Source organism: uncultured Sphingomonas sp. (assembly GCF_913062585.1).
Classification (GTDB): Bacteria; Pseudomonadota; Alphaproteobacteria; order Sphingomonadales; family Sphingomonadaceae; genus Sphingomonas.
The window spans coordinates 51,781-77,847 of sequence record NZ_CAJXWX010000004.1 but is presented as its reverse complement, the minus strand read 5'-3'; the positions used below and the strand labels follow the sequence as shown (position 1 = coordinate 77,847).

At 67.1% G+C, this 26,067-nt stretch carries 26 protein-coding genes; 14 read left to right on the top strand and 12 right to left on the bottom strand.

Translation table 11 applies throughout. The annotated features are described in order from the left end of the window. Positions 1–27: 27 nt before the first annotated feature. From QZ546_RS04895 to QZ546_RS04875, 5 genes are all read right to left on the bottom strand, one after another. Positions 28–738, bottom strand: coding sequence for a GntR family transcriptional regulator (locus QZ546_RS04895; RefSeq protein WP_294235387.1), 711 nt, complete (start codon positions 736–738; stop codon positions 28–30). After that, positions 738–1,652, bottom strand: a complete 915-nt coding sequence (locus QZ546_RS04890) for a dihydrodipicolinate synthase family protein (RefSeq protein ID WP_294235385.1) — start codon at positions 1,650–1,652, stop codon at positions 738–740. Before QZ546_RS04890 ends, QZ546_RS04895 begins: the two co-directional genes overlap by 1 nt. Positions 1,653–1,723: 71 nt before the next feature. Then, positions 1,724–3,502, bottom strand: a complete 1,779-nt coding sequence (locus QZ546_RS04885; RefSeq protein WP_367113511.1) for a DUF885 family protein — start codon at positions 3,500–3,502, stop codon at positions 1,724–1,726. Positions 3,503–3,519: 17 nt separating this feature from the next. Further along, complete coding sequence (locus tag QZ546_RS04880) at positions 3,520–4,515, bottom strand: Ldh family oxidoreductase (protein ID WP_294235545.1); 996 nt, start codon at positions 4,513–4,515, stop codon at positions 3,520–3,522. A gap of 11 nt (positions 4,516–4,526) precedes the next feature. After that, on the bottom strand, positions 4,527–6,902 hold the full coding sequence (locus tag QZ546_RS04875; RefSeq protein ID WP_294235380.1) for a glycoside hydrolase family 127 protein: 2,376 nt from the start codon (positions 6,900–6,902) through the stop codon (positions 4,527–4,529). 182 nt (positions 6,903–7,084) lie between these two features. Here QZ546_RS04875 and QZ546_RS04870 point away from each other — a divergent pair, with 182 nt between their 5' ends. Further along, entirely contained in the window at positions 7,085–9,754 is a 2,670-nt protein-coding gene (locus QZ546_RS04870; protein WP_294235378.1) for a DUF5695 domain-containing protein, read from the top strand. Here QZ546_RS04870 and QZ546_RS04865 read toward each other — a convergent pair. Then, positions 9,700–10,164 carry a (deoxy)nucleoside triphosphate pyrophosphohydrolase gene (locus tag QZ546_RS04865; protein WP_294235375.1) on the bottom strand — a complete coding sequence of 155 codons (465 nt, stop codon included), beginning with the start codon at positions 10,162–10,164 and terminating at the stop codon, positions 9,700–9,702. The two genes, QZ546_RS04870 and QZ546_RS04865, sit on opposite strands and share 55 nt — an antisense overlap. Positions 10,165–10,197: 33 nt before the next feature. On the opposite strand from QZ546_RS04865, the gene QZ546_RS04860 reads away from it, so the two are divergent. Together QZ546_RS04860 and QZ546_RS04855 are read left to right on the top strand one after the other, a co-directional pair. After that, positions 10,198–10,389 (top strand): Flp family type IVb pilin, encoded by a 192-nt coding sequence (locus QZ546_RS04860; protein ID WP_294235373.1) that lies wholly within the window; start codon positions 10,198–10,200, stop codon positions 10,387–10,389. Positions 10,390–10,516: 127 nt separating this feature from the next. After that, positions 10,517–10,684 (top strand): Flp family type IVb pilin, encoded by a 168-nt coding sequence (locus tag QZ546_RS04855; RefSeq protein WP_294235371.1) that lies wholly within the window; start codon positions 10,517–10,519, stop codon positions 10,682–10,684. A gap of 119 nt (positions 10,685–10,803) precedes the next feature. Here the strand turns inward: QZ546_RS04855 and QZ546_RS04850 are convergent, their stop codons facing one another. Genes QZ546_RS04850 through QZ546_RS04835 form a run of 4 tightly spaced genes read right to left on the bottom strand, consistent with a single transcriptional unit; the run spans position 10,804 to position 14,618 of the window. Continuing rightward, a complete protein-coding gene (locus tag QZ546_RS04850; RefSeq protein WP_294235369.1) occupies positions 10,804–11,754 on the bottom strand; it encodes an acetyl-CoA carboxylase carboxyltransferase subunit alpha in 951 nt (316 codons plus the stop codon). A gap of 11 nt (positions 11,755–11,765) precedes the next feature. Further along, complete coding sequence (locus tag QZ546_RS04845) at positions 11,766–12,665, bottom strand: tyrosine-type recombinase/integrase (protein WP_294235367.1); 900 nt, start codon at positions 12,663–12,665, stop codon at positions 11,766–11,768. Next, the gene (locus tag QZ546_RS04840) at positions 12,662–14,500 is read right to left on the bottom strand and encodes a hypothetical protein (protein WP_294235365.1); all 1,839 of its coding nucleotides are present in this window, start codon (positions 14,498–14,500) and stop codon (positions 12,662–12,664) included. The genes QZ546_RS04845 and QZ546_RS04840 overlap by 4 nt, the downstream gene beginning before the upstream one ends. After that, positions 14,484–14,618: a hypothetical protein gene (locus QZ546_RS04835; protein ID WP_294235363.1), complete on the bottom strand. Its 135-nt coding sequence runs from the start codon at positions 14,616–14,618 to the stop codon at positions 14,484–14,486. The genes QZ546_RS04840 and QZ546_RS04835 overlap by 17 nt, the downstream gene beginning before the upstream one ends. 81 nt (positions 14,619–14,699) lie before the next feature. Here QZ546_RS04835 and QZ546_RS04830 point away from each other — a divergent pair, with 81 nt between their 5' ends. Genes QZ546_RS04830 through QZ546_RS04820 form a run of 3 tightly spaced genes read left to right on the top strand, consistent with a single transcriptional unit; the run spans position 14,700 to position 16,479 of the window. Next, on the top strand, positions 14,700–15,242 hold the full coding sequence (locus QZ546_RS04830) for a shikimate kinase (RefSeq protein WP_294235361.1): 543 nt from the start codon (positions 14,700–14,702) through the stop codon (positions 15,240–15,242). Beyond that, a complete protein-coding gene (gene aroB / locus QZ546_RS04825) occupies positions 15,239–16,339 on the top strand; it encodes a 3-dehydroquinate synthase (protein WP_294235359.1) in 1,101 nt (366 codons plus the stop codon). The genes QZ546_RS04830 and aroB overlap by 4 nt, the downstream gene beginning before the upstream one ends. Beyond that, positions 16,339–16,479, top strand: coding sequence for a DUF2256 domain-containing protein (locus tag QZ546_RS04820; protein WP_294235357.1), 141 nt, complete (start codon positions 16,339–16,341; stop codon positions 16,477–16,479). Before aroB ends, QZ546_RS04820 begins: the two co-directional genes overlap by 1 nt. A gap of 92 nt (positions 16,480–16,571) precedes the next feature. On the opposite strand, the gene QZ546_RS04815 is transcribed toward QZ546_RS04820, so the two are convergent. Next, positions 16,572–17,939: a deoxyribodipyrimidine photo-lyase gene (locus QZ546_RS04815; protein ID WP_294235356.1), complete on the bottom strand. Its 1,368-nt coding sequence runs from the start codon at positions 17,937–17,939 to the stop codon at positions 16,572–16,574. A gap of 7 nt (positions 17,940–17,946) precedes the next feature. After that, complete coding sequence (locus QZ546_RS04810; RefSeq protein WP_294235354.1) at positions 17,947–18,885, bottom strand: histone deacetylase; 939 nt, start codon at positions 18,883–18,885, stop codon at positions 17,947–17,949. A 19-nt stretch (positions 18,886–18,904) separates the two neighbouring features. Here QZ546_RS04810 and QZ546_RS04805 point away from each other — a divergent pair, with 19 nt between their 5' ends. From QZ546_RS04805 to cysD, 8 genes are read left to right on the top strand one after another with little or no spacing between them, the layout of a single operon-like run. Beyond that, complete coding sequence (locus QZ546_RS04805; RefSeq protein ID WP_294235352.1) at positions 18,905–19,879, top strand: alpha/beta hydrolase; 975 nt, start codon at positions 18,905–18,907, stop codon at positions 19,877–19,879. A 2-nt stretch (positions 19,880–19,881) separates the two neighbouring features. Next, positions 19,882–20,397, top strand: coding sequence for an RNA pyrophosphohydrolase (locus QZ546_RS04800; protein WP_294235349.1), 516 nt, complete (start codon positions 19,882–19,884; stop codon positions 20,395–20,397). 11 nt (positions 20,398–20,408) lie between these two features. After that, a complete protein-coding gene (locus QZ546_RS04795) occupies positions 20,409–21,332 on the top strand; it encodes a YdiY family protein (protein ID WP_294235347.1) in 924 nt (307 codons plus the stop codon). A gap of 50 nt (positions 21,333–21,382) precedes the next feature. Further along, positions 21,383–22,585, top strand: a complete 1,203-nt coding sequence (locus QZ546_RS04790) for a hydrolase (protein WP_294235345.1) — start codon at positions 21,383–21,385, stop codon at positions 22,583–22,585. After that, positions 22,582–23,601 carry an arginine N-succinyltransferase gene (locus QZ546_RS04785; RefSeq protein ID WP_294235343.1) on the top strand — a complete coding sequence of 340 codons (1,020 nt, stop codon included), beginning with the start codon at positions 22,582–22,584 and terminating at the stop codon, positions 23,599–23,601. The genes QZ546_RS04790 and QZ546_RS04785 overlap by 4 nt, the downstream gene beginning before the upstream one ends. A 5-nt stretch (positions 23,602–23,606) precedes the next feature. After that, positions 23,607–24,860 carry an N-succinylarginine dihydrolase gene (locus tag QZ546_RS04780; protein ID WP_294235341.1) on the top strand — a complete coding sequence of 418 codons (1,254 nt, stop codon included), beginning with the start codon at positions 23,607–23,609 and terminating at the stop codon, positions 24,858–24,860. A gap of 39 nt (positions 24,861–24,899) precedes the next feature. Further along, complete coding sequence (locus tag QZ546_RS04775; protein WP_294235339.1) at positions 24,900–25,118, top strand: hypothetical protein; 219 nt, start codon at positions 24,900–24,902, stop codon at positions 25,116–25,118. Between the two features lie 49 nt (positions 25,119–25,167). After that, entirely contained in the window at positions 25,168–26,067 is a 900-nt protein-coding gene (gene cysD / locus QZ546_RS04770; protein ID WP_294235337.1) for a sulfate adenylyltransferase subunit CysD, read from the top strand.

The following is a 26,067-nucleotide window of genomic DNA, read 5'->3' as shown; positions in this document are numbered from 1 at the left end:
TTGTCCCGCATTATTGGATTATCATCGTCAGCAGACGGGTGCGAACCCGCCTTTCAGATCGGTCAGCGTGGACCGGATATGCCCGTCAAGCAATGCCTGAAGCCGCGCCCCGTCGCGTGCCATGAAGGCGTCGAGCTGTTCGCGATGTTCCAGATGTGCGCGTGCGTCACGCCCGGCGGGCTGAAGATGCGCGACGACATAGCGTTCCGCCAGGATCGCCAGCTGCCGGATGAGTTGGATGGTCAGCGGCCGCCGAATCGGGCGCACCATCGCCATGTGGAATTGCCGATTGCAGATGGCGACCCGCGCCAGATCGCTGGCCGCCGCCTGGTCTAGCGCGTCGAATGCGGCGACCAGCTTGGCGCGGTCCTCGTCCGTGGCGACCATCGCCGCCTGCGCAGCGGCGGCCGGTTCGAGCTTCAGGCGAAGGCCGTAAATATCCTCCGCCTGCGCGGCCGACAGCGGGGCGATCATATAGCCGCGATTGGCGACGCCATCGAGCAGCCCTTCCTGCTCCAGCCGGGCCATCGCCTCGCGCAGCGGTATCTTGCTGACCCCCAGTTCGGCGGCCAGCGCATCCTGGCGGATCGTGCGATCGGCGGGGATCGTCCCCGCGACGATCCGTTCGCGAACGATCGCGAAGATCCGGTCCGCCAGGGTCTGAACGACGATGACGCCCTCGCCCCGGGCGCGCCCTTCTTCCAGAGCGAGCCCGTCGAGCGAGAGCGTCGTCGCCATCAGGCGGCCTTTGCTTGGGTCAGCGACGGGCGGGTCGCGGCAGCCTTTTCGACCATCGCGATCACCTCTGCGCGACGCTCGCCCTGCAGGACGTAGCGCGGCGGCAGGACACGCTCGGACCCACGGCCCATGACCTGCTCGGCCAGCTTGATCGACTGGACCAGGTCATGCTCGGCATCCAGGTGGAGAAGCGGCATGAACCAGCGATAGATTTCCATCGCCTTGGCATGATCGCCACGGTCGAACGCCGCGACCAGCTCGACCGACTCCTTGGGGAAGGCGTTGGTCAGGCCCGAGACCCAGCCCTGCGCGCCGAGATACAGGCCCTCGAGCGCCACATCGTCGAGCCCCGCGAACAGGGTGTAGCGATCGCCGAACGCATTGCGGAAATCGGTGAAGCGGCGCGTATCGGGCGCCGATTCCTTGACCGCCACGATATTCTTCACATCGACCAGCGCTTCCAGGACCGACTGGTCGATCACGGTGCGATAGGCGGGCGGGTTGTTGTAGAGCATGATCGGCAGGCCGGTCTGGTCCGCCACGCCCTTGAAATGGTTCACCAGCTCATGCGCCTTGGGCACATAGACCATCGGCGGCAGCAGCATCAGACCGTCGGCCCCGGCCTTTTCGGCCGCCTGCGCGTAACGGACCGCACGGCGCGTATCATATTCCGACACGCCGGTGATGACCGGCACGCGGCCCGCCACCGCCTCGACGATCGCGGTCAGGACCGTGACCTTCTCGTCATAGTCCAGCGAGTTGTTCTCGCCGACCGTGCCCAGGGCGATGACGCCGGTGACGCCGTCGTTCACCAGATCGTCCACGACCCGCTGGGTATCGGCGAGGTCGATCGACAGATCCTCCCGAATCTGGGTCGTCACTGCGGGGAATACGCCGCGCCAGCCGATGCTCACAATCTGTCTTCCTGTTCTAGCTTTAGATACCGTATACTTTTCCTAGCGTATTGCCGGGAGGCGGTCAATCGTCATTCCTCGTCGGGATAAGGCCCCTTGCCGCCCTCCGCGATGAAGCGATCGTTGCGCATCTCGATGACGGGCAACGGCACATAACCGAGTTGCAGCATCGCGTCGTGCCAGGCGCGGATGTTGAACTTCGCCCCCAGCGCCTTCTTGGCTTTGGCGCGGGCCCGCTGGAAGGCGAGCTGCCCCATATAATAGGACAGCGCCTGGCCCGGCCATGCGATGTAGCGATCCACCTCGGTCTCGATCTCGTGATCGGACAGGGCGGTATTGTCGTGGAGATAGGCCTGGGCCTGCTCGCGGGTCCAGCCCATCGCATGGACGCCGGTATCGACGACCAACCGCGCCGCCCGCCATGCCTGGTAGGACAGCATCCCGAACCGCTCATAGGGCGTCTTGTAGATGCCCATATCCTCGCCCAGCGCCTCGCAATAGAGCGCCCAGCCCTCGCCATAAGCCGACAGATAGCTGTCGCGCCGGAAGGCGGGCAGGTCCTTATTCTCCGCGGCCAACGGCATCTGGAACGCATGGCCAGGCGCGCTTTCGTGCAGGGTCAGGGCGGGGAGCGAGTAGAGCGGCCGCGATGGAAGGTCGTAGGTGTTGACGAGATACACCCCCGGCCCGCCCCGCCCACCGGTATAGAAGGGCGCGAGGTCGGCTGGCACCGGCTTGATCGCGAAACGGCTGCGCGGCAGGCGGCCGAACCAGTCGGACGCGACACCGTCGAAACTCTTGGCGAACCAGGCCGCGCGATCGAGCAATTGCTGCGGCGTCTTGGCATAGAATTGCGGATCGGTGCGCAGGAAGGCCAGGAAGGCGGCGAAATCGCCCTTGAACTTCACCTCGCGCATGACATCGTCCATGCGCCCGCGGATACGCTTCATCTCCGACAGGCCGATCGCATAGACCTGTTCCGGGGTCATGTCGGCAGTTACATATTCGCGGATCTTCGACCGATAATAGGCCTTGCCGTCGGGCAGGTCATAGGCCGCCGTGCTGACCTGCGCATGCGGGATATAGTCCTGGCGCAGAAAGGTCAGCAGGCGCTGGTGCGCCGGAAGGACGTCGTCACGGATCGCGGCCTTGGCCTCTGCGCGCAGCGCGTTCGCAGTGGCCGCCGGGATGGTGGCGGGCATGGTCTTGAACGGCGCGTAGAAGGGCTGATCGTCGCCCGTCCCCGCATCCACGACCTGCGCAACGCCGATGTCGCGCCCCTTCAGCGTGATCCGGGGCGGTGTGAACCCGCGCGCCAGCCCGGCCCGCATATTGCCGATCTGCTGATCGAAATAGACCGGCATCTGCCGCAGCATCGCGATATAGTCACGATACTGGCTTTCCTTCGTAAAGCTGTCGCGCGACCAGGAGGCCAGATTGCCCCAGAAGCTGGTGTCCGAATTGAGCGGCTTTTCATATTCGTGAAAGCGTTGCTCGGCGAGCAGCGCGTCGATCTGGCCGCGATAGACCATGTAATCGATGCGCACCGCGGGCGAGAGGCTGGCCGGAGCGATGGCGTCCAGCGCCTTGGCGGTCGCTTCCCAGCGCGCGAGCCGGGCCGCCTGCGCCTTGGGACCGACATCGGGCAGTTGGCGCGAGCCGCCGCTGCCGCTGTCTTCATCGACCGCCGTCTGGCTGGTCCGCCACTTATACTCGGCGTCCGACAAGGCCCGGAAGCGCGCATCCGCGCTTCGCGCCGCCGTGACCACCGGGGCCTTCGCCTCGGCCATACCCAGCGGCACGGTCGCCAACGCCACACCCGCCAGCAGCCATCCGATCCGGTTCGTCATGCGCATACCCCCCTTATTCAACCGTTCAATGCCATGACGTCCCGGTACAGGTCCGCCGGAATCTCGACCCCTTCGGCCAGCGAGACGCGCCGCGCCGCATAGCGCCGGGCGGAGGGCAGCCGCGCCCCCTGCCCCGTGATCGCGCCGAACATCGCCTCGGCTCGCGCCTGATGTTCGGGCAGAAGATCGCCGAGGAAACCTTTGGGATCTATCGCGATAATCAGCTCGCCACCCAGCGGCGATCCGCCCCGCCCGGCGTCCCACTCGATCGACTCGCGGCTGGTCATGTCGCCGATCAGCGGGCCGGCCAGCAGTTCGACCATCGCCGCCAGCGCCGATCCCTTGTGCCCGCCGAAGGTCCGCATCGCACCCGACAGGATCGCCGCCGGGTCGGTGGTCAGCCGCCCTTCCGCATCGACGCCCCAGTTATCCGGCACGCGCTTGCCCGCCCGGCGGTGGAGTTCGATCTCCCCGCGCGCGACCATGCTGGTGGCGAAGTCGAAGACGAAGGGCGGGCCATCGAGGCGCGGCCAGCCAAAGGCGATCGGGTTCGTCCCGAACACCGGCTCCGCGCCGCCCGACGGCGCGACCCAGGCATGGCTGGGCGTGAAGGCGAGCGCGACGAGGCCCGCTTCGGCCAGTTCTTCGACCTCGGGCCAGAGCGCGGCGAAATGGACGACGTTGTTGAGCGCCAGCGCCGCGATGCCGTTGGTGCGCGCCTTCTCGATCAGCATAGGCAGGCCGGTCTGGAACGCCAGCTGGGCGAAACCGCCGCCGCCATCCACCCGTACCAGTGCACGCGCCGGTTCGGACAAAACAGGCTCGGCATCGGGCACGACCACGCCCTTGTCGATGCTGGAGACGGCGACGAGCAGGCGATAAATGCCGTGCGAGGTACAGCCGTCGCGCTCGCCCGCCACCATCGTCTCGGCAACCGCCTCGGCATGGGCAGGAGCCAGCCCGGCGCCCAGCAGCTTGGCCCGCGCCAGCTGCCGCAATTCGTCCAACGTCATGCGAATGCCGGTCACGCGGTCGCTCCCGGCTTGGCCGCGAACAGCCGCATCCCGAAGATCGGCCCTGCCGAGCTGCCGTCATGCGGCACGACGCGGATGCGGATGCTCTTCTTACCCTTGGTCAGCGCCTCGGGCAGCGGATATTCGACATCGAAGAACGCCCCCGGCTTGTCATTCTCCAGATGCTGGGTCGCGATCTTCACATTGTCGACCAGGATATCGAAGTCGCGTTTGCGCTCGTCGCCCCAATAGGTGCCCTGCAGGATCATCGGCCCCGGCCGCACCGCCATGGTGAACTCAAAATAACCGCCCGACCGCGCATCGCGGCCCTGCTTGCCGCGATAGGATACGGGATAGGAAATGTCGGAGGTCAGCGCATGGTCACGCTCTGGCTGCATCTCGCCCAGATGCATGACGTCGACCGAACGCGCGGCGATGTCGCGGGCGCGGGCCTGTTCGGCGAGGAAGGCCGCTTCCTGCGCCTGCCAACCCGCCTCGGTGAAGCGCTTGAAATAGACCGCGCTGCGCCGGTCATATTGGCTGAAAAAGGGCACGAAGGACAGATCGGCCGGACGGAAGACGCCCTTGGTGGCATAGCGCGCCTTGGCGGCATCGGTCGGGGTAAAGGCGTTCAGCGGATTGGCGCCGATCAGGACGGGGTCGGGCTTGTCCCACGTCCCCTCGGTATCGCCCAGGTCCGCAGCCATCACCATCGGCCCGCGCAGAACCGCGACCACCGTGTCGTCGCCCGGCGTTGCCTCGACCCGCAGGTCGAGCGGCAGGCGGATGGCGACGCTGTCTCCCGCCTTCCAGCGGCGCTGTACGATGGCATAGCCCCGCTCGAAGACCGGCGTGACCGGCTGGCCGTTGACCTCCACGACCGCCTGCCCATTTGCCCAGCCCGGCACGCGCAGCGCCACCGGGAAGCGCCCCGCGCGGTCGAGCCGGTCGAAGCGTAGCGTCGCCTGGCCGTCCATCGGATAGGCGGTGTTGAGCGTGACGATGCCCCCGCGCCTTTCCCAGCGCGCCTCGGCCGGGATGTAGAGGTTGACGAAGAAGGTGTCGCCGCCCTGCCAGAAGATCGACTCGCCATGCTTGGCGTGCGCCTCCATCCCGGAGCCCACGCAGCACCAGAAGGCGTCGTCCTGCGGCGTCGAATATCCGCGCACCGTGCCGGACATCAGCGGCGTCATATAGGTGAAGCCGCCATTGTCCGGATGCTGCGCCGCCATCGTGTGGTTGAGGTGCGCGCGCTCATAATAGTCGAACAGGCTGCCGTCCGGTTTCCATCCGTAAAGATGCCGGGTCAGCTTCATCATATTGTAGGTGTTGCAATGCTCGCACGTCTGGTCGGTGACATGCCGCGCAATCGTGTCGGGCTCGGAGAAATACTCCCGGTCCGCATTGCCGCCGATGACATAGCTGTGATGGCCGGTGACGGTTTCCCAGAAGAAGCTTGCACCCCTGGCCGGTTCGGGCTTGCCGGTGATCTCATGGATCCGCGCCAGGCCGATCAGCTTGGGCACCTGTGTGTTGGCGTGGAAATTGGCCAGCTTGTCCTGACCCGCGACCAGCGGGTCGAGCACCTTGCGGTCATAGATGCGCTCGGCCAGCGCCAGCCACTGCCGGTCGTTCGTCCGCTGATAGAGTTCGGCGAAGCTCTCGTTCAAGCCGCCATATTCACAGCCGAGCACGGTCTGCATCTGGGCATCGTCGAGCGCCGCGAAGACCTTGGCGAAATAGCCGCCCAGCTTCACCGCGACGTCGAGCGCCTGGGCATTGCCCCAGCCGCCATGAATGTCGAGAAGCCCGGCGAACAGCTTGTGCACGGTGTAGAGCGGCGACCAGGAGCCGTTGAGGTCGAACCCCCCCGACTTGATCTTGCCCGCCATGATCTCGGGAAAGATTTCCTCGCCGTCGACGATCTTGCCGTCGGGCCGCTTGCGACCCAGCGCACCGACATAGCCGGTGCCCCGCTTGGCCTGCGCCTCGGCCAGCTCGGCGACGATATAGTCGGCGCGGCGGCGCATTTCGGTATCGCCGGTCTGCTGCCAGGTCAGGACCAGCGCGGACATATAATGGCCCAGCGTATGGCCCGCGATCGTATCGCTCTCCCAGCCGCCATAGATCTCCGCCTTGGGCTCCAGCCCCGCATAGGCCCGGAAATTGTGGAGCAGCCGATCGGGGCTCAGGCGATAGAGATAGCGGCGATTCGTCTCGACCGCCGTGGCATAGATAGAGGGGCGCAGCCGCACGGCCGATAGCGGCAACGGCTCCGCCTTTTCGGGAAGCATCCCCCCGCTCGCCGCCATCGCTCGGGGCGCCACGCCGACCAGCGCCATGGTGGCCGCACCCCGCATCCATTCGCGCCTATTCGTACGCAGCATCTTGCCCTCCCGGTAATACTGTATACCAATATCGACCGATCGGGAGAGGGTCAATCGCGATGGTTCCGCGATCGAACATCCCGCCGTCAGGGGAAATTTTCGTGATGCGTCATCGCCTTATCTACCTTCTTCCCGTAACATTAGCGTTGGTTTCGGTCGTCGCGGATGCGCAGGGGCCTGGCGTGGCTGCCACCGGGAAAGAGGCATCCGCCGCGCCGGTCCGCGCCGCGCCGCGCATCCGCGTCGGGGCGTTCAACCTTATTCTGGACCCCGCCAGCCAGACGGCGCGCGGTCTGTCGCCGATCGGCACGCCGGGTTTCGACTTCCTGCCGATCGGTCGCGCAAAGGAACGCGCGGGGAATGGCTATAACCATCTCGGCGATATCCATCTGCGGCTGCGGACCGGGACGGGCGAGTGGCGGGATTATTCCTCGTCGCGCGAACGGCGGCCGGTCCGCGCGTTGCCGGTCAAGGGCACCGTGATGGCTTCGGCGGATATCAGCGCTTCGATGGGCGCGGGCCTGCCGCTGCGCATCGTCCGCGAATGGGTGAACGACAAGGGGACGCCCGCGCTGCGCTTCACCCTGACGAACACCTCCAATGCGCCGGTGGAGGTGGGTGGCTTGGGCATTCCGATGGTGTTCGACAACATCATCACCGACCGGACGCTGGAACAGGCCCATGCACAGGCGAGCTTCGCCGATCCCTATATCGGGCGCGATGCGGGCTATGTGCAGGTCACGCGGCTGAACGGCGCCGGGCCCGCGCTGCTCGTCGTGCCGGAGCGGAATACGCCGCTGGAGGCCTATGTGCCCATCCCGACGATGCGCGAGACCAAGGGCCAGGCGGTGATCGTCGAGGCCAGCCCCCGCGCCCAGACGTCGGAGGGCTTTTACGACTGGACGATCGCCAGCGCCGCCTATGCGGACAAGGAATGGGCCAAGGCGGGCGCCCCCTGGAACGCGCCGACGAGTTTCACCCTGGCCCCCGGCCAGAGCCGCCAGATCGGCCTGCGCCTAGTCGCCGCGCCCAGCATTCGTGCGATCGAGCCGACGCTGATCGCGCAGAAGCGACCCGTGGTGGTCGGCGTGCCCGGCTATGTCGTGCCGACCGATCTCGACGCCGCACTCTTCGTCCGTTCGCCGTCCGCGATCACCGGGATCGCCAGCTATCCGGCGGGGGCGCTGGACGTGACGCGGCAACCGGGCAAGCCCGGCTGGACGCGCCTGTCGGTACGCGGCAAACAATGGGGTCGCGCCCGCCTGACGCTCAGCTATGCCGATGGGAGCGAGCAGACGGTCCAGTATTTCGTGACCAAGCCGCTCGAGCAGACCATGGCCGATCTCGGCCGCTTCTCGACCACGAAACAATGGTTCGAGGGCCAGGGCGATCCGTTCGGGCGATCGCCCGCCATCCTGACCTATGACCGCGAGGCGAAGAAGATCGTCACCGCCGATCCGCGCGTCTGGATCTCGGGGATGAGCGACGAAGGCGGCGCGGGCAGCTGGGTCGCAGCCGTCATGAAGCAGCTCGACAACCCCGATGCGCAGGAGATCGCGCGGATCGAGCAGTTGGTCGACAAGACGGTCGTCGGCCGCCTCCAGGTCGCCGACGGCCCCCATGCGGGCGGCGTGAAGAAGAGCCTGTTCTATTATGATTCGGCCGCCTTCCCCGACCTCTATCAGCCCGCCAAGGACTGGCAGAGCTGGACCTCCTGGAAAAAGGACCAGGCCGACGATCTGGGCCGCGCCTATAACTACCCGCATGTCGCGGCGGGGCATTGGGTGCTCTATCGGATCGCCCGCAACCATCCGGGCATGACCAAGGTGCACGCCTGGGACTGGTATCTCGATCATGCCTATCAGACGATCGTGGCGATGATGCGCGACGCGCCGCATTATGCGCAATTCGGGCTGATGGAGGGCGATGTCTTCGTCGACATCCTGACCGACCTGAAGCGCGAGGGCTGGACCGCCAAGGCCGCCGAGGTGGAGGGGTTGATGAAAGGGCGCGCCGACCATTGGCGCACCCTGCAATATCCCTTCGGCAGCGAAATGGCCTGGGACTCGACCGGCCAGGCGGAGGTGTATGCCTGGATGCGCTATTTCGGCTATGGCCCGCAGGCCGATGTCACGCGCGAGGTGATCCTGGGCTATGATCCCTCCATCCCGCACTGGGGCTATAACGGCAATGCGCGGCGCTATTGGGATTTCCTGTATGGCGGCAAATATCCCCGGCTGGAGCGGCAGATCCATCATTACGGATCGACGCTGAACGCCATTCCGCTGTTCGATTCGTTCCGCCGCAACCCGGCCGACATGCATCTGCTGCGCGTCGCCTATGGCGGGTTGATGGGCGGCATCACCAATATCGACCAGGACGGCGCCTCGTCCGCCGCCTTCCACAGCTGGCCCGACCGGATGCAGTGGGATCCCTATAGCGGCGACTATGGCATGGGCTTTTTTGGCCATGCCTATGCGGCCGCGACCTATGTCGTGGACGATCCGACGCTCGGCTGGCTCAGCTATGGCGGCAATCTCTCGCAGGTCGGCGGGCGGATCCAGGTCGTCCCGCGCGATGGCGCGCGCTCGCGTCTGTTCGTCGCTCCTGCCGGGCTCTGGCTGACGCTGGAGGCGGGCAAGATCGGACGCGTCAACTATGATCCAGCAAGCGCCACCGTGCGCCTGACCCTCGACCCGGCGACCGCCGACACGCCGACCGCGCGCCTGTTCGTCGAGACGACCACGCCGAAAGGCCGCCCCTATCGTCCCGACCGGGGCACGCCGGAGCGTGGCGGTTACAGCATTCCGCTGTCCGCCGCACCGACCGAGATCGTGCTGTCGGCGAGATAGGTCTGCAACTGGCGGACGAGCGGCCCGTCGGCGGGCGGCATGGGCCAGGCGCCCATCGCCGCCGGTTCGCACCAGGTCAGCCCATCCGCCTCCAGCGCAACCGGCGTCCCCGACCATGTCCGGATGACATAGAGCAGCAGCAACAGATGCTTGCCGGCCAAGGGCTCGGTCGCGAATCCGGCGGGTTCGAGGGCGTGGGGCTCGACCACGATCGCCAGTTCCTCGTGCAGTTCGCGGATCAACGCGGCCTCCGGCGTCTCGCCGGTTTCCAGCTTGCCGCCGGGGAATTCCCACAAGCCGGCCAGGGCCTTGCCCAGCGGGCGCTGCTGAAGGAGCACGCGTCCGCCCGAATCCACCAGAGCGGCGGCAACGACAGGAAAGAGCGAAGGGACGGCCGAAGCGTCGATCATTTGTTAACCTTATCCGCTTATTCCACCAGCGTCATGAAAGCGACATCGCTCTATCACGATCTGCGAAAGCTCTGCGCTGATACGCGCGGTGCCTCCGCCGTGGAATATGGCTTGCTGCTGGCGGGTATCATGCTGATGATCTTCGCCGCCCTGTCACAGCTTGGCAGCGGGCTGGAGGGCTTCATGACCTATGTGGCGGCCGCGCTACGCGACGCGATTACCTAGGTTTTTCTATCCGACCCCCAGCGATCTTAAATCTTCGTCAACCAGTGGCCCGCTACACCATCGACAGCTGAACCGGCGCTCCGGCTCAGCCGGGTGATCGACCGTATTGAAAGAGACGGAGACCGGAATGAAGACGTTTCGCAAGATTTTCAAGAACAGCAAGGGTGCGACGGCCATCGAATACGGCCTGATCGCGGCTCTGATCGCTGTTGCCGCGATGGGCGCGATGAAGACGCTGGGCGGCACGCTCAGCACCACCTTCACCAACATCAACACCAAGCTGGCCAACCCCTGATCGGCCATGTCGTAGCGGGTGGCGGTCCGCCGTCACTTGTCTGCGGCAATTTTTCGCTGACATTCAAACCGCCGATCGTCCACCGATCGGCGGTTTTGGTGTTTTGGCAAGCCGTGGGGTTACAGCCGCCCCATGGCCAGGAACTTGGCGGCCCGCCCGCGCTTCAGCTCGTCGCGGCCCAGCCCGGCCAGCTCGCCCAGCGCCTTTTGGATCGAATCGCCCAGATTGGCGATGGCGCCCGCATGATCGCGGTGCGCCCCACCGACCGGCTCGGACACGATGGTGTCGATCACGCCGAAGCTCTTCAGGTCCTGCGCGGTCACGCGCATCGCCTCGGCCGCCTCGGCCGCCTTGTCGGCGGTCCGCCACAGGATCGAGGCGCAGCCCTCCGGCGAGATCACCGAATAGACCGCATGTTCGAACATCAGCACCCGGTTGCCCGCCGCCAGCGCGACCGCGCCACCCGAGCCGCCTTCGCCGACAATCGCGGAGACGACCGGCACGCCCGCCGCCAGACAGGCTTCGGTCGAACGGGCAATGGCCTCGGCCTGGCCGCGCTCCTCGGCCTGGATGCCGGGAAAGGCGCCCGAGGTATCGACCAAGGTCACGATCGGCAGGCCGAAACGATCGGCCAGCTCGACCAGACGAATCGCCTTGCGATAGCCCTCAGGCTTACCCATGCCGAAATTGTGGCGCAGGCGGCTGGCGGTATCCTCGCCCTTTTCATGGCCCAGCACCATGACGCGCTGGCCGCGAAACTGCGCGAAGCCGCCCATGATCGCCTGGTCGTCGCCGAATGCGCGGTCGCCCGCCAGGGGGACGAACTCGTCGAACAGCCCGGCCACATAATGTTTGAAGTGCGGACGCTGCGGATGGCGCGCCACCTGCGTCTTCTGCCAGGGGGTCAGCTTGGCGAAGGTATCGCGCAGCAGCTTATCCGACTTGGCCTGAAGCTTGGCGATCTCCGCGCCGATATCGACCGCACCTTCGGCGGTCGTGTCGCGCAGCTCGTCGATCCGGCTCTGAAGCTCGGCGATCGGTTTCTCGAAATCGAGGAAGGTCGTGGACATGCGCCTAGCGCCTAAGGGCGCTTGATGCGAAAATCAACGAGCGGGTGGCGGGTGTTGACCAGTTCGACCAGCTTGCCCGCCTCGACATGGGTGTAGATTTCGGTCGTCGCGATGTCGGCATGGCCCAGCATCGCCTGCACCGCGCGCAGATCAGCCCCGCCGCCCAGCAGGTGCGTGGCGAAGGCATGGCGCAGCACATGGGGGCTCACCCGGTCCGGCGGAATGCCCGCCTCCGCGGCCAGCGCCTTGATCAACTGATAGAGGCGGATGCGCGTCAGATGCTTCTTGCCGCCGGGAAACAGCCAGGGCGCTTCGGTCGGCACATGCACCCGCCACGCCGCCACCGCCCCGCGCGCACGGTCGGAAATCGGCACCATCCGCTCGGCCCCGCCCTTGCCCTTCAGGATCAGGAAGGGACGATCGGGATGGACGGCGTTGCGCGGCAGGGCGACCAGTTCGCTCGCTCGCAGACCCGAGCCATAGAGAAGCTCGACCAGCGCAGCGAGGCGGAGATCGTTCGCGCTCGGATGTGCGGCCGTGGTCCGTTCGCTGATCGCCATGAACAGCCGGTCGATATCGGCATGGCTCAACACCTTGGGCAACCGACGCTTCTGACCGGGCCGTGGCAGCACCGAGGAGGGATCGTCGGCCCGCAGCCCCTCTTCGTGCAGGAACGCGTAGAATCGACGCAACGCCGCGGCCTTGCGCGCGACGGTGGCATTGGCCAGCCGCGACCAGCCCTCGGCCAGGGTGCGGAGCGCCTCGGGCCGCGCATCGGCCAGTCCCTCCATCGCCTCGCCCGCCAGCCGCAGGTCGGAGCGATAGGCGGCCAGCGTGTTGCCCGCCGCGCCCGCCTCCGCCGCCATCATCTCCAGGAAACGGTCCAGAAGCGCAGCGTCGCGGGATGTCATGCCCGCGCGATCGCCTCCGCCGCGATCATCCGCGCCTCGGCATCGAACCCGACCGAGCTGAGCGCCTGGACGATGCGGAAAAGAGCCTGGGGCGGGACGCCGTGCCAGTCGCCGGTCTGCATACCGATCGCACAGAGCAGCACGACCATGCCGGGCTGGCCATCGGCCACTGCCTGGTCCAGCGCCTCGGTCCAGGCGTTACGCTGGCCGACCCGCACGTCGAGCGCCTCGGCTCCCTTTTCGATGTCGCTGCTCGACAACCGGCCGAGCCCCGCGAGCCCGGCAAAGAACATACGCTGCCGATAGGCATCGCCACCGCCATAATTGCCGACCTGGTCATAGGCGACCCGGCCCTGCTGGTCCGGATCGCTCAGCATGATCATCGCCCAGCCATCGCCACCCGGCTTCACCGCGTCGCGCCAGCGCGCGGCGCTGCGGTCCAGACCGGCCGACAGCATGGATGCGACCAGCCGGTCGGCCTCGTCATGCCCCGTCACGACGGGCAGGCGCGCCGCTGCGCGTGCAGTCAGCACCAGCCGGGCATAGGGCGTCTGTCCCGCTCCGCCCCAGAGCGAACGGATCGCGGACAGCCGCTGCCCCTCGTCGCTGGCGGCATAGGCGTTGCGCAGATCGTTGCCGATCGCACTCTGGTCTCGGCTGGCCTGATCGTCATCGGCCAGCGCCGCATAAAAGTCGACGAGCGCGGCATTGGACAGCACGCCCATGGCCGCCGCCCGATCGACCACCGCCGCCCGGTCGGTCGCCGCGATCGAGGGCGAGGTCGCCAGCCATCCGCGCACCTGCGGACCGGCATAGGACAGATATTCCTCGGGCACCGTCATGCCGGTCGCCGTGGCCAGACCGTAACGCCACGTCGTCAGGCGATCGGCACCGCCCCAATCCATGCTGACCGCGCGGCCGCCCGCACTAGCGCCCATCACCTTGTCGGCAAGCTTCAGGTCGAACTCGTCGGCGATATGCTGCCGCCGGACCTGCTTCACCAGCATCGTCCCGCGCGCGGCATTGCCCGCGAGCGCCGCGCACCAGCCCTGCGCCACGCGGTAGCCGCCCAGCCCGGTCGCACGGGCACCGCCATCGGCCAGCGGGCACAGACCGGCCGGATCGCTCGCCGCCAGCAGGGTGTTCATTGCGACCTGATAGAGCTTGGGCGTGTAATTGGCGGTGTCGACCGACTGGACGACCGCACGCGCGACCTGCGCCTCGCCCATGCGCAGCAGCAGCCAGGCCCGCTCGGCGGCGAAATCCGCGCCGTTCACGCCCCGCGGCGTCGTCATCCGCGCAGCCAGCGTCCGGCGGAGCAGGATCGAGGTCCAGCGCGACGGGAGGGGCGCGGACAGCCGCCGCATCAGGGTCTCCGCGACGCGGCCATCGACCCCGACAAAAGCATTCTGGTCTAGCGCGCCTTCGCCCGGCCCCGCCGGGCCGACCAGCGCCAGCGAACGCCGGGCGGAGGCCGGCAGTTCGTAATCGGCCAGCATCCGGGCATCCATCGTCGGACTGGGCGACGGGGTCGGCGACGGCGTCGGCGTGGACAGCGATTCGATCAGCGCACCGACCGGATCGGCGGGCGCGGCGGTGGGCGTCGGTACGGCAGCGGGCGTCGCGACCGCGCCCGGTGTCGTGCGGACAGGCGTCGCCGCGGCGCGCGGGGTGCTGCGCGGGCTGGCCGGGGCGGCGGGCTGGCCGAAGCCGGGGGGAAGCAGCGATTCGGGCCGATCCTGCGCCGCGGCAATCGCGGCGGCCCCGACCATCAGTAAGGCGACGGCCCGGGGCAGGTGGCGAAAAGCGGCGTTCCGCTTATTGCAGGTTGCCAAGCGAGACCGCCTTTTCGACCTGGGTGGTCGGCCGTTCGGTCGCCCGCCCCGAAAGCAGGAACAGGCCCCCGACGACGATGACGAGAAGGACGATGAGCGTGACGACCATACGGGACATGAAACGCAAAACCTTATAATGGACCCGTGAAAGCCCGGCCGGTGTTGCCGGGCGCGCGCCCGCTGTATAGCGCAGAGTGCAATGTTGCAAAGCCACAACCCTATAGATGCAAGCTGGAACGGGTCGCCCATCGTGCTCGTCGGCCTGATGGGCGTGGGCAAGTCGACCGTGGGCCGCCGCCTGGCGAATCGGTTGCGCGTGCCCTTCGTCGATGCCGACACCGCGATCGAGGAAGCCGCCGGCATGAGCGTGACCGAGATTTTCGCGCAGTTCGGCGAACCCTATTTCCGCGACGGCGAACGCCGGGTGATCGCCCGGCTGGTCGATGGACGGCCCAAGGTGATCGCAACCGGCGGCGGCGCCTTCATCAACGACGACACGCGCGCCCTGATCCTGGAACAGGCGACCGCCATCTGGCTGAACGCCAGTCCCGAGGTGCTCGCCGAGCGCGTCCGGCGGCGCGACACCAGGCCACTGCTGCGCGGCAAGGACCCGCTGAAGGTGCTTCGCGAACTCTCGGAAAAGCGCAATCCCATCTATGCGCTCGCGCCCATCCATGTCTCCAGCAAGCGGGGGCCGCACGAGGCCACCGTCAATGCCATATTGAAAGCCATCGGACGATGAAGACCGTCACCGTGTCGCTGGGCGACCGCAGCTATCCCATCCATATCGAAGGCGGGTTGCTGCCCCGCGCCGCCGAGTTCCTGGCGCCGCTGTCACGCGGGCGGCGCATGGCGATCGTGACCGACGAGCATGTCCGGCCGCATCTGGACGTGCTTCAGGCGTCCCTGCGCGCGGCGGGTGTCGAGAGTGAGGCGATCATCCTGCCGCCAGGCGAGAAGACCAAGAGCTGGTCGATGCTGGAGCATGTCTGCGACCGGCTGCTCGAACTGGGGATCGAGCGGGCGGACCATGTCATCGCGCTGGGCGGCGGGGTGATCGGCGATCTGGTCGGTTTCGCCTGTTCGATCGTAAAGCGCGGCTGTCGCTTCGTGCAGATCCCGACAACGCTGTTGTCGCAAGTCGATTCGTCGGTGGGCGGCAAGACTGCGATCAATACCTCGGCGGGCAAGAACCTGATCGGCGCGTTCCACCAGCCCGCCATGGTCCTGATCGACCCCGACGTGCTCGACACGCTGCCCGCGCGCCAGGTGCGCGCCGGTTATGCCGAGGTCGTCAAATACGGCCTGATCGACGACTTCGCCTTTTTCGAATGGTGCGAGGGCAATGCCGCTGCCCTGCTGGCGGGCGATCCGCAAGCGCGGGTCTATGCCATCGCCCATTCGGTCGCGGCCAAGGCGCGGATCGTCGCGGCGGACGAGCATGAGACCAACGGTATCCGCGCGCTGCTGAACCTCGGCCATACGTTCGGCCACGCGCTGGAGGCCGAGGCCGGTTTCTCCGACCGGTTGCTCCATGGCGAAGGCGTCGCGGCGGGCTGCGCGCTCGCCTTCCGCTATTCGGTGCGGATGGGGCTTTGCGAAGGACAGGAGGCCGAACGGGTCGCCGCGCATCTGCGTGCGGTCGGTCTGCCCGATGGCCTGGCCGCCGCCAGGATTCATGCGCCGTCTTCGACGTTGGTCGAGCATATGAAGCACGACAAGAAGATGGCGGCGGGCACCCTGCCCTTCCTGCTCGCCCGCGGGATCGGCCGGACCTATCTCGACAAGACGGTCGACCTGGCCGACGTCACGACCTTCCTGGATGCGGAACCGCGCTGATGCCTAACGGGGTCGCCAAGCGGGATCTGCCGAGCAAGACCTGCCCGGCCTGCGGGCGGCCCTTCACCTGGCGCAAGAAATGGGCGCGGGATTGGGAGCAGGTCGTTTACTGTTCGGATGCGTGTCGGAAGAAGCGGTGAGGTTTTCGCGTGGCCTTCGACTTCGCTCAGGCTGAACGGAGGTTTTTCTGAAACCCGTTCAGCCTGAGCGAAGTCGAAGGCCAAGGGAAGCCCTATCCCCGTATCCGCTTCGCCGCCGCCAGCGCCCGCTCCCGCCCCTCGCGGTGCCCGATGATGTTGGCCGGATAACCCTCGGGTCGACGTCCGGCCTCCTCCGGATCATGGATCGCCGCGTCCGACAGATCCTTCAACTCCGGCACCCATTCCCGGATATAGTCGCCCGCGTCGAACTTCTCCGACTGGCTGAGCGGTGCCATGATCCGCCCGAACATGTTCGAATCGATGCCGGTCCCCGCGACCCATTGCCAGTTGACCGCATTATTCCCGTAATCGGCATCGACCAGACAGTCCCAGAACCAGCGCTCGCCCTCGCGCCAGTCGATCAGCAGATGCTTGATCAGGAAGGACGCCGCGATCATCCGCACGCGGTTGTGCATCCAGCCCGTCGCCCATAGCTGGCGCATCCCCGCATCCACGATCGGATAACCGGTGCGGCCCGTCTGCCATGCCTTCAGGTCCGCCTTCGCCTCGGCACCCGTTCGCCACGGCATCGTATCGAAGGCCTCCCGGCCGTTGCGATCCGCATAGTCCGGCATCGCCATCACCACCCCGGACGTGAAGTCGCGCCACGCCAGCTCCTTGCGGAACGTCTCGGTATCGCCGCGCCGGTTCAGCGAGTACCACACGGCCCGGACCGAGACCTCGCCGAAGTGGAGATGGGGCGACAGGCGCGAGCTGCCTTCCTCCGACGGCATATTGCGCGCCGTGTCATAGGCCACCGCCTTGTCGCCGAAATCCGCCATCCGCTCCCGCGCCGCCGTTTCGCCGGGCGTCCAGTCCTTCGCAAAGCCCGTTGACCAGTCGGGCTTGGTCGGCAGCAGCGCCCAGTCGGCCAGTGTTTCGCTCTCCGGCCACTGGGCGGGCGCGGACAGCTTGCCCGGCGGGTCTAGCGGATGCTCGGGCGGCATGTGGCCCTGCAACCCCTTCCAAAAGGCGGAATAGATGCGGAACTGACTGCCGCTTCCCGTCGTCACCAGCTCCGGACGGGCGAGGTGATTGCCGTCGTGGAGACACAGGCGATCGCCCAATTCCTGCTCGGCCAAGCGCCACCAGGGTTCGTAATGCCGGATCGCGTGGATCGTCTCCGCCCCCGTCTCCTCCATCATGGCCCGCAAGACATCGACGGCCTTGCCGCGCCGCAGGATCAGGCGGCTGCCTTGATCCGTCAGGTCGTTGCCCAGCGACGTCAGGCTGTGATGCAGCCACCAACGCTGCGCCGCGCCCATCCGCCAGTCGCCCGGTGTCTCGTCGTCCAGGATGTAGAGCGGGATGACCGCCCCTGCCTGCGCGGCTGCCAGAAGCGCGGGTTGGTCATGAAGGCGAAGATCCTGGCGAAACCAGACGATGTGCGGGGAAGTCATGCACGCGCTACGTTTCGATCATGTTCTGGTTCCCCCCGGCCGGTTCCCGCTCACTCAATCGTTTGCCCAGGGTCAGGATCGCGGTCACATGCCGCTCGGCGATCGCCATGACGTCATCGCCATAGCCGCCGCCGACCGTACTCGCGAGCGGCAGCCCCCTTGCCAGCGCGATATCGGCTATCAGATTTTCACGAGCGATCAGCCCTTCCTGTGTCAGGGACAGCCGCCCCAGCCGATCCTCGACGAACGGATCGACTCCCGCCTGATACAGGATCATGTCGGGCCGATGATCGTCGAGGAAGGGCACCAGCGTCGCTTTCAACTGGGCGACATAGCCCTCGTCATCCACCCCGTCCGGCAAGCCCACGTCCAATGTCGAGCGTGCCTTGCGTGCCGGGAAATTCTTCTCGGCATGGATCGAATAGGTGACGATATCGCTGCGCCCGGCGGTCAGCGCGGCCGTGCCGTCGCCCTGATGGACGTCGCAATCGACGATCGCGACCCGCGCCACCGTGCCCTGCTCCACCAGCCGCACGGCGGTCACCGCCAGGTCGTTGAACACGCAGTAACCCGCGCCGGTATTGGCGAGCGCATGATGGCTGCCCCCGGCCGTGTTGGCTGCAAAGCCATGGTCCAGGGCCAGCATCGCCGCGGTCCAGGTACCCCCCGGCACCGCCTGCGCGCGATAGGCCACCTGTTCGGTAATCGGAAAGCCCGTCCGCCGCGTCTTTTCCGGCGGCACCCGCGCCTCCAGAACCTCGGCGACATAGTCCGGATCGTGCACCGCCTCCAGCCATCCGCGCGGGATCAGCTCGGGCTCGGTCCATGTGACCGCATCGCCCCGCGCCCGCAGCAGATCGCGGATCGCACCGTTCTTTCCCCAGCGATAGGTGGAGCGCGCCGGGGCCTCGGTGACATAGGCGGGGTGATGGACGACATGGATCATGCGCCCTAGTTAGGAAGCCATGACCCGCGATAGGAGGGCCCCGGCCCCGCTGCCCGAGTTGCGCGCCGATGTCGCCCGCTTCCTCGGCTATTATAACCGCCTGCCAGGACCGCCCCAGCAGGAACTGGGGCCCCAGGCGGCCCGCGCGATGATGCGTGCCGCCCGCGACCTGACCGATCCGCCGATCGGGCCGCTGGGCACCGACCGGAACTTCACCATCAACGGGCCGGCGGGCGCGATCGCCGCCCGGCTGTTCGACCCGCGCGCGGAACGCGCACCGGGACCGGTCGTGCTGTTCTTCCACGGCGGCGGTTTCGTGATCGGCGACATCGACACCCATGCCCCGCTCGCCGCCGAGATGGCGCGGTCGCTCGACCTGCCCGTGGTGTCGATCGACTATAGGCTGGCCCCGGAGCACCCCTGGCCCGCCGCGCCCGAGGACTGCGAAGCGGCGGCGCGCTGGCTGGCCGGACAGCCGGGTACCACCGCGCTGATCGTGGCGGGCGACAGCGCGGGGGGAACGCTCGCCACCGTCACCGCGCTGACCTTGCGCGAGCGGCCCGCCGCGGTGCCGGTGATCGCGCAGGCGCTGCTCTATCCGGCCGCCGACATGGCACGCGCGCACCCGTCGCTGCGCGATTTCGCCGAGGGTCATTTCCTGACCCGCGCGATGCTCGACTGGTTCGTCGCCTGCTATGCCGCCGATCTGAGCGACGTCCGCGCCGCCCCCATGCGCGCCGAGCTGAACGCCATGCCGCCCGCCGTCATCATGACCGCCGAGTGCGATCCGATCCGCGATCAAGGCCGCGCCTATGCCGCCGCGCTTGCCCGCGCGGGCGTCCCGGTCACGTTCCGCGAGGCGCGCGGCACGATCCATGGCTTTGCGACACTGCGCAAGGCGATCCCCTCCGGCGCGGCGGACCTGGACGCATTCCTGCTTGCGTTGAAGGCCATGATCGCCGAGGCGGGAGCGGCAAGCCCGATGGGACAATGACGATGACCGACCTTCCCTATCGCCCCTGCGCGGGCGTCATCCTGATGAACCGCGACGGCCGCGTCTTTGTCGGCCAGCGGATCGATTCGACGCTGGAGGCCTGGCAGTTGCCGCAGGGCGGGATCGATCCGGGCGAGGAGGCCGATGCGGCGGGCCTGCGCGAACTATTCGAGGAAACCGGCGTCACCGCCGACAAGGTAGAGCTGATCGCCCGCGCCCCGCGCGAGCTGACCTACGACCTGCCCGAGGATTTGATCGGCAAGGTATGGAAGGGCAAGTGGCGCGGCCAGCGTCAGGCCTGGTTCCTCTACCGCTTCCTGGGCGAGGATGGCGACATCCGCATCGACACCGAGCATCCCGAATTCCGCGCCTGGCGCTGGTCCGAGCCGGAGACGCTGCCTGCGATGATCGTGCCGTTCAAAAAGGCGCTGTACGAGGAACTGCTGGTCGTCTTCGCGGAGCATTTCGCCGCACCGCATGGCGATCATGCGGTTTCCCATGGCGACGCCAGGGCCTAAGGCTGGGGGTCATGAAGACGCGGTTGCTCCTGATCCCGCTGGCGCTGGGCCTGCTCGCCAACACCGCGCCCGCCGCCCAGCAGAACGATCCCGATCCCGCGCGCATCCCGCCCCCGATTCGCGCGATGCTGGAGGCCGCGATCGCCAGCGGCAACGAGACCGAGATCACGACGGTCGTCAAATATGCCCGCAACGCCGTGCCCGACGCCGCCGATGCGATCGACGCGATGGCCGATGTCTGGCGCGACGAAAAGACCGCCAGCCGCAGCCGGACCATCCGCGAAGCGACCTTTTTCGACCTGTGGCATGGCCGCGCCGAGCTGGGCGGGTTCGCGACCACCGGCAACAGCCAGAATATCGGCCTGACCGGCGTCATCGACCTGACGCGCGAGGGCCTGCAATGGCGGCACAAGCTGCACCTGCAGGGCGATTATCAGGAGAGTTTCAACGTCACCAGCCGCGAACATTATGTCGCGTCCTACGAACCGAACTACAAGCTCAGCGCCAACAACTATGTCTATGGCGCGGCGCAGTATGAAAGCGACAAGTTCCTCGGTTATTTCAACCGTTTCTCGGCTTCGGCCGGTGCAGGCTATAGCGCGATCCGCAAGCCGCGCATGACGCTGGACATCGAACTGGGGCCAGCGTTCCGGCACACCGAGTTCACCGATGCGCGCGTGGAGAGCGCGCTGGCGGCGCGCGGCAATCTGAACTTCGTGTGGAAGCTGACCCCGGCTTTGTCGTTCAACCAGAATGCCTCGGCCTATCTTCAGCGGTTCAACAGCACCGTCAGCACCAATTCGGCGCTGAACGCGAAGCTGTTCGGACCCTTGTCCGCCGCCTTGTCCTACAATGTCCAATATGAAAGCGAGCCGCCCATCGGCCGCCGGACGACGGACACGACCGGCCGCGCCTCGGTGGTCTACAGCTTCTAATTTCGGCCACGGGGTTCACCTCGGCGCCATCCTTGGCCTAGGTTGCCGCGATGGAGAGACTGAACCCCCTCGAGCGGGACGCCGTCGCGTCCGCCGCCGCTTACCCGATGTTGCCGCTGGTCGAGGAATGGGCCGCGATCAACAGCGGGACCCGCAATCTTGCCGGGCTGGCCGTGATGGCGGATCGGCTGGCCGAGGCGTTCGGGACGCTGCCGGGCGACCTGCACCTGATCGAACCCGATCCCGTCGAGCGTATCGGCGCGGACGGCCATCCCGCGCCGCTGGCCCATGGCCGCCACCTGCACCTCTCGGTCCGCCCGGACGCCCCCGTCCGGATGCTGTTCACGGGGCATATGGATACCGTCTATCCGGCCGACCATGTCTTTCAGACGGTGACGCGGATCGACGACAACCGGTTGGGCGGCCCCGGCGTGGCGGACATGAAGGGCGGCCTGGCCGTACTCCTCGCCGCCTTGACCGCCGTGGAGGCGAGCCCGGCGGCGGGGCGGTTCGGTTACGACGTCCTCATCAACTCGGACGAGGAAACCGGTTCCGCCTCGTCCGCCGCGCTGATCGCCCGGTGTGCCAGCGGCAAGGTCGCGGCGCTGACCTATGAGCCCGCGCTGCCAGACGGCACGCTGGCGGGCGCACGCGGGGGCACCGGCAATTTCACCATCGTCGTGCGCGGGCGCAGCGCCCATGCGGGCCGCAATCCCGAGGAGGGCCGTAACGCCATCGTCGCGGCTGCCCGCATCACGCTGGAGCTGAACCGGCTCGCGGCCGAGGACATCACCGTGAACCCGGCACGGATCGACGGCGGCGGGCCGAACAATGTCGTGCCCGACCTGGCGATACTGCACATCAATTTCCGCCCCCGCGCGCTGGCCGCGATCGAGCGGACCGGCACCGCGATGAAGGCCATCGCCGAGCGGATCGCCGCCGAGCATGACGTGACCGTGGCGGTCCATGGCAGCTTCAACCGCCCGCCCAAGCCCATCGACGATGGCGCAGCAGTCCTATTCGAAACGGTGCGCAGCGCGGGCGCCGATCTGGGCCTTAGCATCGGATGGCGGGCGACGGGCGGCGTGTGCGACGGCAACAATATCGCGGCAGCGGGCGTGCCGGTGGTCGACACCATGGGGGTGCGGGGCGGCGCGATCCACTCGTCGGACGAATTTATGCTGATCGACAGCCTGGCCGAGCGCGCGGGCTTGTCGACGCTGACCATCCTGCGCATCATCGGTGCCGCATGAGCAGCTTTTGCATCCGCCCCGCCGTCGATAGCGACCTTCGCCACCTGTATGAAATGGCCAAGCTGACCGGCGGCGGCTTCACCAACCTGCCCCCCGACCGCCGGTCGCTCACCGCCAAGCTGGCGCGCAGCCATGATGCCTTTGCCCGAGAGGCGGACGGCGGCATTCGCGACGAGCTGTTCGTCCTGATGCTGGAGGACCGCGCGACCGGCGAAGTGCGCGGGACCTGCCAGATCTTCACGCATGTCGGGCAGAAACATCCCTTCTACAGCTATCGCATCGGCACGCTGACCCAGCATAGCCGCGAGCTGGACCGCACGTTCCGCGCCGAGATGCTGTCGCTGACCACCGATCTGGAGGGGGCGAGCGAGGTCGGCGGCCTGTTCCTCCACCCAGGCGAACGCGCCGGGGGACTGGGCCTGCTGCTCGCCCGTAGCCGCTACCTGTTCATGCGCGCCAATCGGACACGCTTTGCCGACCGGGTGCTGGCCGAGCTGCGCGGGGTGATCGACGAGGCCGGGGGATCGCCCTTCTGGGACGGTCTGGCGGGCCGCTTCTTCGGCATGAATTTTCAGGAAGCCGACCAGTTCAATGCGATCCATGGCCACCAGTTCATCGCCGACCTGATGCCCAAGCATCCCATCTATACCGCGATGCTGACCGAGACGGCGCGCGCCGCGATCGGCCTGCCGCATCCGTCCGGCCGTGCGGCAATGCGGATGCTGGAGAATGAGGGCTTCGCCTTCGAGCATTATATCGACATTTTCGACGGCGGCCCGACCATGACGGCGCGGACCGATCAGGTGCGCACCATCCGCGATGCGCGCGAAAGTGTCATCGTCGGTATCGACGCGCTGCCGGGACGCGAGGCGCTGGTCGCGGCGGGGCGGCTGGCCGACTTCCGCTGCGCACTGGCCGAGATCCGTGACGCGGACGGCGGCGTCATCCTGTCCGAAGAGACCGCCCGCACGCTCGACCTGACCGTCGGCGATACCGCCCTGCATATCGACCGGTGACCATCATGCTGAGAGAGATCAACTTCGACGGCATCATCGGCCCGAGCCATAATTATGCCGGGCTGAGCCACGGCAACCTCGCCGCCACCCGCAATGCGGGCAGGACCTCCCACCCCAAGGCGGCCGCGCTTCAGGGGATCGCCAAGGTGCGCGCGAACCTGGACCTGGGGCTGGTACAGGGGATCCTGCTGCCGCATGCCCGCCCCGACCATGGCTGGCTGAAGCGGCTGGCAACCGATTACGATGCCGCTTCGTCCGTCCTGAAGGCGCAGGCGCTGTCCGCTTCCGCCATGTGGGCGGCCAATGCCGCAACCGTCTCGCCCGCGCCCGATACGCGCGACGGCCGCTGCTACCTGACCGTCGCCAATTTGCTGACCATGCCGCATCGCAGCCATGAATGGCCCGCGACGCTGGCACAGCTCAGGCTGATCTTCGCCGACCCGGCCTTTATCGTTCACCCGCCGGTCCCGGCTCCGTTCGGCGACGAGGGCGCGGCCAATCACATGCGACTGTGCAGCGGCCATGACCATCCCGGCGTCGAGGTGTTCGTCTATGGCGAGGGCGGCGGGCCCTTCCCCGCACGCCAGCACCGGGAGGCGTGCGAGGCGGTCGCCCGCGCGCATCGCCTGTCCCCCGACCGCATACTGTTCGTCCGCCAGTCGGACGCGGCGATCGCGGCGGGCGCCTTTCACAACGACGTGGTCGCCGTCGCCAATGAGCGCGTCCTGTTCGCGCACGAACAGGCCTTTGCCGATCGCGACACCTTCTACGCCGACCTCCGGACGCTGATGCCGGATGTCGAGATCGTCGAGGTGCCCGCCGCCCGCGTCAGCCTGCAGGACGCCATCGCGTCCTACCTGTTCAATGCCCAGCTGGTGACCCCGCCCGGCGGCGAGCCGACGCTGATCGTGCCCCAGGAGGCACAGGACAACGCCGCCGTCTTTTCCTGGCTACAGGACCATGTCGCCGGCAACGGCCCAATCCGGCGGCTGGAGGTGGTCGACGTCCGCGAATCCATGGCCAATGGCGGCGGCCCGGCCTGTCTGCGCTTGCGCGTCGTTGCCGACCCGGCAAGTATCGACCAACGCTTTCTGGTCGACCATGCCCGGCTCGACCGGATCGCCGCAGTCGTCGAGGCGCATTGGCCCGAGGCGATCGACCCGACCGCCATAGGCGACCCCGCCCTCATCGACCGGATCGAAACGGCGCGCCGGGCGCTCCTCACCGCGTTGGACTGTCTCATATTGGCAGACACTTGACGCTTGGCGCGGGGACCGGACGGTGGTCTAAACAAGCCCATGTGGTCCCGCCTGGTCGCCCTGTTCACGATCAAGTCCAAGTTCGAGGCGTTTCTCGTCATCTACGGGCTCGGCCTGGGCGCTGTCGAACGCGGGATGCATTATCTCCAGGCTTATCCCGGACTTCCGGGCAAGATCCTGTTCGCCGCCTGCCCCATTGCGGTGTTCATGGCGGGCGGACGCATCCTCGACTCGCTGGAGCGGGACTATCGCGATTGACAGGATAAGTTGGTCGCACGGTTCGCTGGCGACATTATCTGACAATCCGATGACTGGCCTGACCCACCTTCAACGCCTCGAAGCCGAGAGCATCCATATCCTGCGCGAAGTCGTCGCCGAGACCGAAAGGCCGGTGATGCTCTATTCGGTCGGCAAGGACTCGGCGGTGATGCTGCACCTCGCCAAGAAGGCGTTCTTCCCGGCGCGCCCGCCCTTCCCGCTGCTCCATGTCGACACGACCTGGAAGTTCCGCGCGATGTACGATCTGCGCAACCGCGCGGCCGAGGCGGCGGGGATGGAGTTGATCGTCCACCGCAACCCGGAGGCGGAGGCGTTGGGCATCAACCCCTTCGACCATGGCAGCCGCCACACCGATATGTGGAAGACCGAGGGGCTGAAACAAGCGCTGACCGCGGGCGGATACGACGCCGCGTTCGGCGGTGCGCGCCGCGACGAGGAAAAGAGCCGCGCCAAGGAACGCGTCTTCTCCTTTCGTTCGGCCGCGCATGGCTGGGACCCCAAGGCGCAGCGGCCCGAGCTGTGGAATCTCTACAACAGCCGCATCCACAAGGGGGAGAGCATCCGCGTCTTCCCCCTGTCCAACTGGACCGAGCTCGATATCTGGCAATATATCCTGCAGGAAGGCATCGAGATCGTGCCGCTCTATTTCGCCGCCCCCCGCCCGACGGTGGAGCGCGACGGGATGCTGCTGATGGTCGATGACGACCGTTTCCGCCTGAAGCCGGGCGAGGTGCCGGTCGAACGCTCGATCCGCTTCCGCACGCTCGGCTGCTATCCGCTGACCGGCGCGGTCGAGAGCGAGGCGGCGACGCTGTCCGAGGTCATCCAGGAAATGCTGCTGACGACGACCTCGGAGCGTCAGGGGCGCGCGATCGACCATGATCAGGCCGCCAGCATGGAGAAGAAGAAGCGCGAGGGGTATTTCTGA

Bases quoted from the DNA above. Each gene is read 5' to 3' on its own strand.
- cysD (WP_294235337.1), top strand. From the start codon at position 25,168: ATGACTGGCCTGACCCACCTTCAACGCCTCGAAGCCGAGAGCATCCAT.
- aroB (WP_294235359.1), top strand. From the start codon at position 15,239: ATGAAGACCGTCACCGTGTCGCTGGGCGACCGCAGCTATCCCATCCAT.
- QZ546_RS04795 (WP_294235347.1), top strand. From the start codon at position 20,409: ATGAAGACGCGGTTGCTCCTGATCCCGCTGGCGCTGGGCCTGCTCGCC.
- QZ546_RS04860 (WP_294235373.1), top strand. From the start codon at position 10,198: ATGAAAGCGACATCGCTCTATCACGATCTGCGAAAGCTCTGCGCTGAT.
- QZ546_RS04805 (WP_294235352.1), top strand. From the start codon at position 18,905: ATGACCCGCGATAGGAGGGCCCCGGCCCCGCTGCCCGAGTTGCGCGCC.
- QZ546_RS04845 (WP_294235367.1), bottom strand. From the start codon at position 12,665: ATGACATCCCGCGACGCTGCGCTTCTGGACCGTTTCCTGGAGATGATG.
- QZ546_RS04875 (WP_294235380.1), bottom strand. From the start codon at position 6,902: ATGCTGCGTACGAATAGGCGCGAATGGATGCGGGGTGCGGCCACCATG.
- QZ546_RS04775 (WP_294235339.1), top strand. From the start codon at position 24,900: ATGTGGTCCCGCCTGGTCGCCCTGTTCACGATCAAGTCCAAGTTCGAG.
- QZ546_RS04865 (WP_294235375.1), bottom strand. From the start codon at position 10,164: ATGATCGACGCTTCGGCCGTCCCTTCGCTCTTTCCTGTCGTTGCCGCC.
- QZ546_RS04780 (WP_294235341.1), top strand. From the start codon at position 23,607: ATGCTGAGAGAGATCAACTTCGACGGCATCATCGGCCCGAGCCATAAT.
- QZ546_RS04880 (WP_294235545.1), bottom strand. From the start codon at position 4,515: ATGACGTTGGACGAATTGCGGCAGCTGGCGCGGGCCAAGCTGCTGGGC.
- QZ546_RS04885 (WP_367113511.1), bottom strand. From the start codon at position 3,502: ATGACGAACCGGATCGGATGGCTGCTGGCGGGTGTGGCGTTGGCGACC.
- QZ546_RS04785 (WP_294235343.1), top strand. From the start codon at position 22,582: ATGAGCAGCTTTTGCATCCGCCCCGCCGTCGATAGCGACCTTCGCCAC.
- QZ546_RS04855 (WP_294235371.1), top strand. From the start codon at position 10,517: ATGAAGACGTTTCGCAAGATTTTCAAGAACAGCAAGGGTGCGACGGCC.
- QZ546_RS04800 (WP_294235349.1), top strand. From the start codon at position 19,882: ATGACCGACCTTCCCTATCGCCCCTGCGCGGGCGTCATCCTGATGAAC.
- QZ546_RS04810 (WP_294235354.1), bottom strand. From the start codon at position 18,885: ATGATCCATGTCGTCCATCACCCCGCCTATGTCACCGAGGCCCCGGCG.
- QZ546_RS04830 (WP_294235361.1), top strand. From the start codon at position 14,700: ATGTTGCAAAGCCACAACCCTATAGATGCAAGCTGGAACGGGTCGCCC.
- QZ546_RS04895 (WP_294235387.1), bottom strand. From the start codon at position 738: ATGGCGACGACGCTCTCGCTCGACGGGCTCGCTCTGGAAGAAGGGCGC.
- QZ546_RS04815 (WP_294235356.1), bottom strand. From the start codon at position 17,939: ATGACTTCCCCGCACATCGTCTGGTTTCGCCAGGATCTTCGCCTTCAT.
- QZ546_RS04820 (WP_294235357.1), top strand. From the start codon at position 16,339: ATGCCTAACGGGGTCGCCAAGCGGGATCTGCCGAGCAAGACCTGCCCG.
- QZ546_RS04790 (WP_294235345.1), top strand. From the start codon at position 21,383: ATGGAGAGACTGAACCCCCTCGAGCGGGACGCCGTCGCGTCCGCCGCC.
- QZ546_RS04850 (WP_294235369.1), bottom strand. From the start codon at position 11,754: ATGTCCACGACCTTCCTCGATTTCGAGAAACCGATCGCCGAGCTTCAG.
- QZ546_RS04835 (WP_294235363.1), bottom strand. From the start codon at position 14,618: ATGTCCCGTATGGTCGTCACGCTCATCGTCCTTCTCGTCATCGTCGTC.